General features: G+C 59.2%; 10 protein-coding genes. 8 read left to right on the top strand and 2 right to left on the bottom strand.

The genetic code is table 11. The annotated features are described in order from the left end of the window. On the bottom strand, positions 1 to 1954 hold a 1954-nt coding region (locus tag HKN37_02585; GenBank protein NNE45529.1), incomplete at its 3' end, for a cellulase family glycosylhydrolase. A 233-nt stretch (positions 1955 to 2187) separates the two neighbouring features. Here HKN37_02585 and HKN37_02580 point away from each other — a divergent pair. The 7 genes from HKN37_02580 to HKN37_02550 all read left to right on the top strand — a co-directional run bounded on the left by HKN37_02580 (position 2188) and on the right by HKN37_02550 (position 8060). Next, on the top strand, positions 2188 to 2484 hold the full coding sequence (locus HKN37_02580) for a GYD domain-containing protein (GenBank protein NNE45528.1): 297 nt from the start codon (positions 2188 to 2190) through the stop codon (positions 2482 to 2484). A gap of 208 nt (positions 2485 to 2692) precedes the next feature. After that, on the top strand, positions 2693 to 3022 hold the full coding sequence (locus HKN37_02575) for a hypothetical protein (protein ID NNE45527.1): 330 nt from the start codon (positions 2693 to 2695) through the stop codon (positions 3020 to 3022). Between the two features lie 43 nt (positions 3023 to 3065). Continuing rightward, positions 3066 to 3767, top strand: a complete 702-nt coding sequence (locus HKN37_02570; protein NNE45526.1) for a hypothetical protein — start codon at positions 3066 to 3068, stop codon at positions 3765 to 3767. Positions 3768 to 3931: 164 nt separating this feature from the next. Next, positions 3932 to 5884 (top strand): hypothetical protein, encoded by a 1953-nt coding sequence (locus HKN37_02565; protein ID NNE45525.1) that lies wholly within the window; start codon positions 3932 to 3934, stop codon positions 5882 to 5884. A gap of 129 nt (positions 5885 to 6013) precedes the next feature. Next, entirely contained in the window at positions 6014 to 6445 is a 432-nt protein-coding gene (locus HKN37_02560) for an OsmC family protein (GenBank protein NNE45524.1), read from the top strand. Positions 6446 to 6587: 142 nt separating this feature from the next. After that, complete coding sequence (locus HKN37_02555; protein ID NNE45523.1) at positions 6588 to 7292, top strand: hypothetical protein; 705 nt, start codon at positions 6588 to 6590, stop codon at positions 7290 to 7292. 66 nt (positions 7293 to 7358) lie between these two features. Continuing rightward, positions 7359 to 8060, top strand: coding sequence for a hypothetical protein (locus HKN37_02550; protein NNE45522.1), 702 nt, complete (start codon positions 7359 to 7361; stop codon positions 8058 to 8060). A 16-nt stretch (positions 8061 to 8076) separates the two neighbouring features. Here the strand turns inward: HKN37_02550 and HKN37_02545 are convergent, their stop codons facing one another. Continuing rightward, positions 8077 to 8550, bottom strand: coding sequence for an SgcJ/EcaC family oxidoreductase (locus HKN37_02545; GenBank protein NNE45521.1), 474 nt, complete (start codon positions 8548 to 8550; stop codon positions 8077 to 8079). Positions 8551 to 9114: 564 nt separating this feature from the next. Between HKN37_02545 and HKN37_02540 the strand changes: the two genes are divergently transcribed. Next, positions 9115 to 10324: hypothetical protein (locus tag HKN37_02540; protein ID NNE45520.1), on the top strand; the 1210-nt coding region annotated here is incomplete at its 3' end.

The raw sequence follows: 10324 nt of genomic DNA, 5'->3' as shown, positions 1-10324 counted from the left end.
ACGGTATCCCGACCTCAATGCGGTATCCGTCCGGTCCGTCCATCTCCGCCCACTCGATCCCGTCTGCCGGCTCGCCCCGATGAACCGTCATTTTCTGTCCGAGATTCAGTCGGATCATCAAGTCGTCCCGGTCATAGTCGACACCCTTGCTATTGTCCGCATCGAGATAGACCTCGATGCCGTCGTTGTGGTAGTCGCGGGGATCCGTCGTGACGCGTACACCATCGGTCACGTCGATGAGAAGGTACAGATGCGAATCCGAGTGGAGGATGCGCAGGTCGGCGGAGAGGTCGTCGGAGGCAGGCGCGACACCGGAGATAGGCCGTGCAATCTTCAGCATCGGCGCAGTCGACCATATGTCATCCGGTTGCCCGTCGATCACGGGAGGTCGCGTCGCCCGCACGGAGCGTGGTCCCGTGAACGGCGTGGCCGTGAACGCTACGGGCGTGCTTTCCACAGAACCGAGCGCATTGGAGACGCGAACCACGAATACCCCGGCATCCGTAGCCGACGCGGGGACGAAGGACAGGATGGGACCGGATGCGCCCGGAATGACATCCCCGTCGCGTGTCCACTCATACGTCAGCGGGAATCCGCGGGCCTGCACGGTGAGGGTGGCAGGGTAGCCTACCTCTACGGTTCTGCCCGTTGGCTGCCTGAAGATCTCCGGCGCGATCGGCTCGCGCTGCGAAATGTAGGAGTCGGGATCCAGCGGCCGCAGCGAACGCACCATTTCCGGACTGAAATCGCAGTAGTCGCTGCGGGTCTTTCGTGCCATGTCAAACAGCCATTCCCTTGCGTCTTCCGCGGACGGGCGATCGGCCCGGCCCATCCAGTAGTCCAGAATCTTTTGAAAGCCGTCGGACTTGGGGCAGAGCCACGGTTGGGTGCGGCGGGAGAGCTTCTTGTGTGTCCACCAGTTCCAGCTGACATTTGCGGAGTTCAGGAAGGTTGTGGCGCGCCGGTTGCCGTCGTAGGGCGGGTTCTGCTCACCTGTTTCGCCGTGCCACAGCGGTATGTCGTACTTGTTGCGCAGGTCGTCCCAGCGCTTCATTCCGGCGGCGGTTGAGGTCGGCGGGTAGGAATGAAATGCGATCACAAGATGTGGATCCCAATCCATGGGCTCCAGCATGCTGAACTCCTGGGCCCAGTCGTCTCCCTCTATGAAAATGAGCCCCTCCGCGTCGACGGTACGAATCGTGTCGGTCAATGCGACGTAGAGCTCTCGGAGCAGTGCAGGGTCGACTCCGTCGTAGCGACGAAGAAGCGGCTCGTTCAGCAGGTCATAACCGATGATGGTGGATTTGCCGGCGTAGCGGTCGGCGATCTGATACCAGAGATCCATAAGCCGCGGCCAGTACCGGTCTTTCTCGGTCCAGAGTCGCGCCTCGCCGTCACTGTCCGAAATGTTCTCAGCGTTCTGGCCTCCCGGAGCACCGTGCATATCCCAGATGACACCCAGGTCATATCGATCGGACCACACGACGACGCTGTCGAGGAATCGAAATCCCTCCGGCGAGTAGACAAAGGGTGGCTCGTCCGGCTGTTCATCTCGCGGCTGAAGTTGCGACGCCAGCAGCGGGATCCGCACGGAGTTCGCCCCGAACGCACGCATCGCCTTGAAGTCTTCGGCCGTCACAAAATTGTCGTGATACAGCCGCCAGAATTCGGCGGCGTCTTCCGCGCCGACGAGGTCCTCGATAGCCGCCTCGAACTGCTGCGGCCGGTCGAGCGTGCGGATACCCCACATATAGCCCTCTGGCAACAGCCAGCCGCCAAGTCCTAATCCCGTGAGCAGCGTCGGTTGACCGGTTGCCGGGTCGATGATGTCCTGACCGCGTGTCGTGAACCTGTCCGTGGCCGGTCCGGAGCATGACAGGGCCGTGAATGACAGGGCGGCGAGAAGGACGATGACGTTGTGACTGCGAGCTGTTCGGAACGGCGCGAGGTTCATGGTACATCGGGCGATGGATGTGAGCGGATTGCCAGACCAATATCGCCTAATCGGGTGGCAATATCATTCGCTTCGACGAAGGATCATTTGCTGCTGGACGGGCAGCCGTCGTCCCCGCGATTTGGCCCCAGGCAGGTAGGCAGGTCCCCCACGATGTTTATCGAAATCCCCTGTTTCCAGCGGTGCGGATAATCATGTAGAGTGAAGTCACCGACAAATAACCGTGCGTGGCGATGCAGACTTACATCTTGATGACAAAACTTTCGCCGGAGCTGTCGCGGCGCGTGAAGGATCGCGCCGACCTTGGCCGTGCCTGGCTGGATGAAGTGAAGGCCAAATGTCCGGAAGTCAGATTCATTTCCCACTATGCCCTGCTCGGGCCGTTCGACTTCCTGGACATATACGAGGCCCCCGACGAGGAGACGGCTGCGAAAGTCTCCATGATCAGCCTTTCGAGCGGGGCCTTCCAGGCCGAAAGCTGGGTGGCAGTTCCTTATAAGAGATTCGTCGAACTCGCCGAGTCGATCTAACAGGGCAGTTGGAACGAGATAGGGCCTCCGCCGGTGTGTCGCGAGGCAGGACGTCGTGCGCGCCGCTCGCAGCCGGCCGGCGTTGTGGTGCATGCCAGCGTGCGGCGACGGGTGTCCGTTCCGCGTTGCGGATTGCAGCCGTCGGTAAGTCATCTCGCCCGGGAAAGAGTACGGCGTCATAGGTTGCGGCCAGCTGTGCAGGCGTACGGTGCAGCCCGAATTGCATGGACGTGATGTCGGCGTGTACTCAATTGTTGCAGGCTTCCCGGATTCGCTATCTACCCGGGCGTGCCCCGAAGGGTATCATCATTCCACGAGCTGGGAGGAGTCCTGTATGCTGTCGGTCGTGCTGATCTTCGTTTTGCTAGCTGTCGTACCTGCTCGAGCGGTGACGGTACCGCCCAGTTGTCTGTATGAGGCATACGGATGCGTGTACTATATCTGGGATCACGAGGACGGCACCGGCGATGCACTCGCCACATGCGACGGTGGTAACACGTTCTCTTTCTATTCCGGGCGATTCGGTGGATGCCCCTGAGGTGATGCTCGTGTCATTTCTGTCTAACTCGAACGGAGTCCATATGTCGAAGACTGTATTGCTGGCGGCCGCGCTGATTGGGCTCGCCGCGTGCGAGAAACCACTCATTGATGATCAGGCGAAGTACGATCCCGGCGCCGAGTCGATCTCCAGGCCACTCGGTAGAATGGAGTTCGTGGGAGCGGAGAATTACCGCGGAGATTCGGAAGAGGCTCGTGCTGCTCGCATACGCCTGCTGGATTCTGTGATGGGCAGATACGAAAGGATCCGAATGGTCATGACAGGCGGGTTCGATTGGACGAGAATTGAGAAGGCCGTTGCGAAAGAACTCAGCTCGCCGGAGGTCAGCGAGGCGGAGTCGTGGTTCCTGGACCAGATGTCCGCAACAGTGGTACTCGAGGCCATGCTTGGCGAAACGCCGGGAGGGAAGCGGGAGTCTTCGGCGGTCAGAACGAATTCCGCATTCGCCGCTACGTGCATAGAGCTTCTGTTGAAGCGCCAGAGCCCGAATGCTCCGCTGCTCGCGCGGGCACTTGCCGAACTCCGGGGCTACTGGCCCGGAGACCGGATCGCGGAATCAGCGACCAGGGCGTCTCAAATCGCTCTCGCGTGGCTCGAGGATGAATGTGGAGCATGCGCCGGGCCCTATTCGCCGGCCATGCCGAATGACGAACACTGGAGAATTGAGATTCTCGACATCAAGCAGGGGATAGGGGATCTGGTCGCGCTCTCGGTTACACGATAAACGGTAAATGCCGGGAGCAATGGGCCGATACCGGAAAGGTCAAGTCCCAACTAACGGGTCGGCCAAACCGAGTCCGTCTGCAAATGCTCCCCATTGATTGCCGTCGTATCAGACACCCAGCCGGCACGGAAGCGCGCCGCTTATTGTGCCGGGTGATCGCTGTCGTGTCGCTATTGTCCACGGCCGCATCCGTAGGGGCTCAGCCCGCTCCAGACTCTATACTGTCGACGACCTTTGCACGGGCGGACTGGAGTCTGGGCGACATCTCGACGATCCGTCAGGCGCAGCTCAACATCAGTTACCAGGCAGCCGGTGACGAACTGTTCGTCTATTTTCTCACATCCGTAGCTGCGAAAAAACCGTCCGCCATGTTTCACGGCCGCGTCGTCCACCCCCGCGATGGTATGTTTTTGGTGTCCGATTTCAGTGCTGGCAATCGGAACACTTTCGGTGGCTACTTCAATTCGTTCGCGAGCCGCGACTCGCGTGCCGACGTGTCAATCGCAGAGGCGCCCGACGGGGTCCGGGGACTGCAGGTGGAGTGTTCCAGATCAGACGACGGGTACTGCGGCGTCTGGATACATACGTTTGATTTCGGTGAACAGCCAGAGAACCGGGTCTTCCTCGATCTCGGTCGATTCCGGTTTCTGAGTTTTTGGATCCGCGGAAGCCAGAGCGTTGGGGTCCAGCTGAACGTGGCGGATGCTGCCTGGGAGCGCCGGGAAGATTCACTCCCTGTTGGTGATGTCGGCGAGTTTTTGCCGGCCGGCCATGTCAGCGATGACTGGCAGCTGGCGATGGTGCCTCTTGACCGACTTCCGGATCGAATCGATCGTACGCGGTTAGCATCTCTCGTATTCCAGCAGACATCTCTCAATTTCGGTTCCTTTCACATCGCGCGGCTCGCGCTTCTTGAAAACGTGGAGTCCGCACCGCCACGCCCCGTTCCGGTCGGCAACACAACACCGGACAGGCCGATTCATAAGTCGACGTGGATCTGGCACACGGCAGAGTTGATCGCAGAGCCGAACCGGCGGGACTCGCTAATAGTCGCTCTTCAATCTGAAGGGTTCGACCAGGTCTATCTGCAGCTGCCGGACGACAAGACGCAGGTTGGAATCCAGGGTGAGATCATTCCGGACGTTGCCGGACTGCGCCCACTCGTTGGAGCCCTGAATGCTGCAGGTATGAGTGTGTTCGCTCTGGACGGGTACGCCAGGTACGCGTTGCCTGAGTATCACCGGGGAGTACTTAGCACCGTGGACCGCGTGATCGGATACAATCGTCTGGTGCCCGAAGACGAGCGCTTCATGGGGATTCGATATGATATCGAGCCGTACCTGCTGGCGGGCTTTCATGGGCCGGCCAGGGATTCCATCCTGGTACACTTCCTTGAGCTTACGAAGGCGATCGCCACGCGGACACGTGAGGCGGGTCTTGTCTTTGGCGTCGACATCCCATTCTGGTATGACGCAAATGGGCGATACTCTGGCGAACCCGTCTGGGCCACGTTTCACGGTGAGCGCAAACCGGTGAGCCACCACGTCATAGATCTTGTTGACGAAGTCGCGATCATGGCCTACCGGACGACCGCGTACGGTGCGGATGGTGTAATCAGGCACTCGGCCGGAGAGCTCCAGTACGCCTCGGAGCAAGGCAAGGCAGTTCTTGTGGCGATAGAGACCCACCCTCTTCCGGACGAGGAACTGATCGAGATCGAGGGTACGCCCGCGCATGGCCTTCCGAAAGCAGGCGATGCGAGCAATGTCGTCGTTATGGTACCGGCAGGTGACAGCGTTCATGTCGCAGTCGTCGGCAGCAGCAAGGACGTCGGCCCCTTGAACAGGCGGATATCAACCTTGCCGGGAGCAAGCGTCGCGGACGCACACTGGTGGCCCGTCAAGCGCCGGATTCCCGTTCCCGGCAGCAAGCTTTCGTTTGCGACCCTCGGTGCAAACCGGATGCGCGCCGTCATGGACCAGGCGCTCCCTGAAATGATGACGCATCCGGCGTTTTACGGAATCGCGATTCATCATGCCGGTAGCTTCCTGACCCTCCTCGACGAGAAGGAGGGCGACCGGCCGGTCGAGCCTTCCGCAGAGCACACGGGCGACTGAACCGTGGACGTGCATCCGGCACGTTCCGGCATTCTGTGTTGCACGCAAGACAACCCCGCCTTCCAGTCGTATTTTTGGCAGGCATCACAGACAATCCACCTACCCGGTTAACCAGAGAGGACTCAGCGCATGACGTCTGTCACCGTCGAACGCATGGACGATACTTTTCACTTCCGAGCCACCAACGAGGTCGGTTGTACCGTCGACATGGATAGTATTCCTGACCGTGACGGTGAGCCGAAAGGGTCCGGTCCGATGCAACTCCTGCTAATGGGGCTCGGCGGTTGTAGCGGGATGGACGTCGTGTTGATTCTCAACAAGTCACGCCAGATCATCGACACTTTCCGGGTAGAAGTATCGGGTGAGCGAACGCCGGTCGCAGATGCTACTCCGTACAGTGAGATACACGTGCAGTACCACCTCACCGGCGAACTTGACCCCGGGAAGGTGGTCCGGGCCGTCAAATTGAGCCTGGAGAAATACTGCTCGGCCGCTAAGACGCTCGAGCACACGGCGTCGATCACCTACAGCTGCAGCGTCAACGGAGTCGACTATAAGTGACGCGGCCGAACCATCGCCTGTTACGGACCGTCAGATCAATGGGATCAAATCGCATGTGCGCACGAATGGAGATAGTCGGAGACTTCGTGCATGCCGCCCGACGTTTTGCTCGAACTTTGATATTGGTGGAAGGAGAACTCAAATGTTACGTCGCACGATCTCCCGCAGACGAATCGTTGCATGGCCGCAGGCCCTTGTCATTTCGATGCTTTGCGCTGGAAGCGTCGCCGTGGGTCAGGACGCCAGACTGCTTCCCGTCGATGAGGCTTCAAATGACCCCTCGTTCTTTGCCTTCCGGATGACGTTGATGGAGGCCGCTGCGAACCGTGATACGAGCTTCGTAATACGCCACCTGGCTCCCGACGTAAAGAGCAACTTCGGAGGCGACGTCGGCGCGGCGGACTTCAGCCGCTTCTGGCGGATTGGCGACCTGGACTCGCCGCTCTGGGGCATCCTCGCGAAAGTACTGGGAGGTGGCGGCGTCCTCTGGGAAGACGGGGTCGGCGGAAACGGTTTCGAGGCCCCGTACTGGACGGCAGTGTGGGACGTTGATAAATACAATCCGTTCGACTACGGTGTGATTTTATCCGAGAACGAGCCCGTGTACGCCAGACCGGATCTCGAATCGGTGGTTGGCGATTCGGCGTCTTTCGAGATCGTTCGAATTGCGAATCCGTATGTCCTCTCGGCGGCAGGCGACGACCGCCAGTGGTCAGAGGTAGAACTGGGTTCCGGTAATGTCGGGTACGTACCGTCTTCCGTAATCGGCAGCGCGGTGGACCATCGAATGATGTTCAGGAAGGTGGGCGGCCGCTGGACCATTCTGTGGCTGTTGGCGGGCGATTGAACAGGCGTCTGCTCGAGATTTCGCCGTATCCAGAAACGTTCTGCCACTAAAGAGAGGGTCGCGAGCATGCAGAAAGCTGGACGTACACTAGTAGTTCTGTTCCTGTGTCTTTTTGTTACGGCTTGTGTGGTCGGACAGGAAGATCCCGACCCACTCCGTTTCGAGACCGAGATCAGGCAATTCCAGGAATGGGATTCCAGAAACTCATTTCCGGAGGGCGCTATTCTATTTGTCGGTAGCTCGAGCATCCGTCTGTGGCAGACAGCACGGACGTTCGCTCACCTCCCTGTCGTTAATCGCGGATTCGGTGGTGCACACATCTCTGATATAAATCACTTCATCAACGAGACGACCTTGAAGTATAGGCCAGGTGTGATCGTCTTCTATGCTGGAGATAATGACATCTGGGATGGGAAGGAGCCTGAGCATGTCGCCGAAGACTTCGGGGATTTCTTGCGGTCGATCTGGGGATCGCGAAAAGACACGCAGGTTTTGTTCATCTCGATCAAGCCGAGTCGCAGTCGTTGGAGCGCCTGGGCTAGAATGAGGAAAGCGAACTTACTGGTTAGCACGATGGCCGACAGCTCCGACAACTTGACCTTCGCCGACATCGCTGCGGTCACACTTGGCGAAGACGGCTTGCCCGACTCGACACTTTTCGTGGAGGACCAACTTCACCTGAACGAGGAGGGGTATGCGCGGTGGGAGTCGGTGGTAGGGCCAGCTCTGACCTCACTCTATATAAGACATGGGCCGTGGCGGAAGTGAAAACTGCTCTCCACCTCTACCTTTCGGTGCCGGGCACGCCTAGTTCCGCGAAGATTTTCCACTGGTCGTCGACTTGCCGCTTCCACAGCGTAACGTATCGACCCCCGATGGTGCGTCGTGTGTCACCCGGTGGAGTAAACGTGTAGGACCAGATTCCCGTTTCGTACGCCAGCGAATCGACGACCCAGAGATCGGCGGTTTCAAGGGTGGCCGATATTGGGCCCACCCGGGTGAAAAACTCCCCCATTTGATTTGTGATCGCGTGACGTCCGCGCACGACGTCTCCGCCACCGGAAAGACGCGAACCGTCGGTGTCAAAGATGGCAGCGAATGCTCGTGCATCGGCGTTCGCCATCGCGGCCATATACCCTTCATTGCCGACGTCGATGGCGCTCTGGACCTCCTCGATGGCCTGGGCCGGGGAGGAGTGGGGTAGAACGCCCATCGCTGTCAGGACAAGGACGAGTGTGCAGATGTTAAGGCGTCGCATGGTTCCACTGGATAAGACTGGTATCCGAGCCGGGATGACCCGAGCGATTGATCCACTGAAGAAATCGGCATGTTGAGTCCTGAACTCAAGGGCACACTGGTGCTCCGAGCCTAGTGCATTGATGAACGGAGCCCAGAGCCAACCGAGTCGTCGAAGTTTCGGCTGAATGGGCGGGCCGACCGAAGGGGACGACAACATCGGTGCGGACAAGGATCGCAATCCCGGCACGAGCCCCCGCGGCGATGCGCATGGGCCACCGCCACGAACGGACGCCAGTTCAGGATGCGTCGATGTGAGACGCGTGCGGCTACAGGTCAGTACTCACTCGAAAGGGCGAAGAACGCTGCAGGTAACTGGGCGATACGTCCGCACGCCGAGCCGACCAGAAGACATTCGTTTATCGCTGACGCCTCCCGTCGCGAAATCGCCCGAGTAGCCGCTCCCGTGGACCTGACTTGCGGTTGATCTTCGCAAGGTCGTTTTTTAGGCGATGGCGCTTGAGGCGCCAGTGAGATGATGATTGAAGCGATCTTTGATTCTTGAAATAATCCCACCAGGAGCCCAATGAAGATTTCACCCACCCTGATACTCGCCCTCCTGACGATCTTCATAGCGGCGCCCGCGCAGGCTCAGACGGCAGCCCTGTACGAGGTGCCCCTCGAAGAACGAATAGACCGGTCCGAACTCATTGTTGAAGGACGAGTCGTCGATCAGGAGTCGTTCTGGAATTCCGACAGGACGCTCATTTTTACGGCCAGCAATGTCGACGTGTATCGCGTCTTCAAAGGACAGGTCGAGGGCGAGCAGATACAAGTCGTTACACCAGGCGGACGTGTCAATCTCACGGCGCAGACGGTCGAGCCGGCACTGCACCTTACGCCCGGTGACGTGGGTGTGTTTTTTGCCGAAAGAGCAGCCGTCCTGAGTGAAACCGGCAAAACGAATCGCACAAACTCGTATCAGCCGTACTCCAGTGTTCAGGGATTTGCGCGTTACGACGAAGTGCGCGGACGTGCCAGCGACGTGTTTACGACGTACGCCAACATTGAGGAGGATCTCCACCGGTCGGTTGTCGCGCGTACGGGCGAGCCTCTCGTGATGAAAGGCTATTCTGTTCCGAAGCCTGCGGAGCTCCGGGCGGCGAAGTCTGGAGTCGTGCCGGTCATTCTGTCGATATCTCCGACTTCCGTCACTGCCGGAACGAACGATGTGTTGACGATTAACGGTACCGGCTTTGAGACGAGTGATGGTGGCACGAACTCTCGAGTGTTCTTCGCGAATGCCGACGACGGCGGAAACACAATCATAGCGGCTCCGGCTGGACTCGTTTCCTCATGGAGCGACACGCAGATCCAGGTACGTGTTCCTTCCCGTGCCGGCACCGGCTCGGTGACGGTCCAGACGGCCTCAAGCCTGCAAGCGACATCGGCGACCACACTCACGATCGAATACAACCTGCTGACGCTCTCATTTGGGGGCGACGCGTGGAGAACGAGTCTTGCCAACAAGAGTGCCGGAGGCTACTCGCTTCGCATGAGTACGCGGACGTCGGACGGCGGCGACAACTTCGCGACCAGCGATGCCGTCGCACCGTTCGAACGTGCCCTGCTCACATGGCAACAGTCGACGGGCTTGAACATTCGAAACGACGGCGCTGAAATAGACAGCAGCAGGATCTCTCCGAATAGCGAAAACGACATCGTCACGTTCGCTGACGATCTGAATGTCCTGCCCAGCGGTGTTCTGGGGCGTGCATTCTCGGGTTTTACGAGTT

This window comes from Rhodothermales bacterium (assembly GCA_013002345.1).
In the GTDB taxonomy this organism is placed as follows: Bacteria; Bacteroidota; Rhodothermia; order Rhodothermales; family JABDKH01; genus JABDKH01.
The sequence above is the reverse complement of the archived record's forward strand: the minus strand, read 5'-3'. Positions and strand labels throughout refer to the sequence as shown.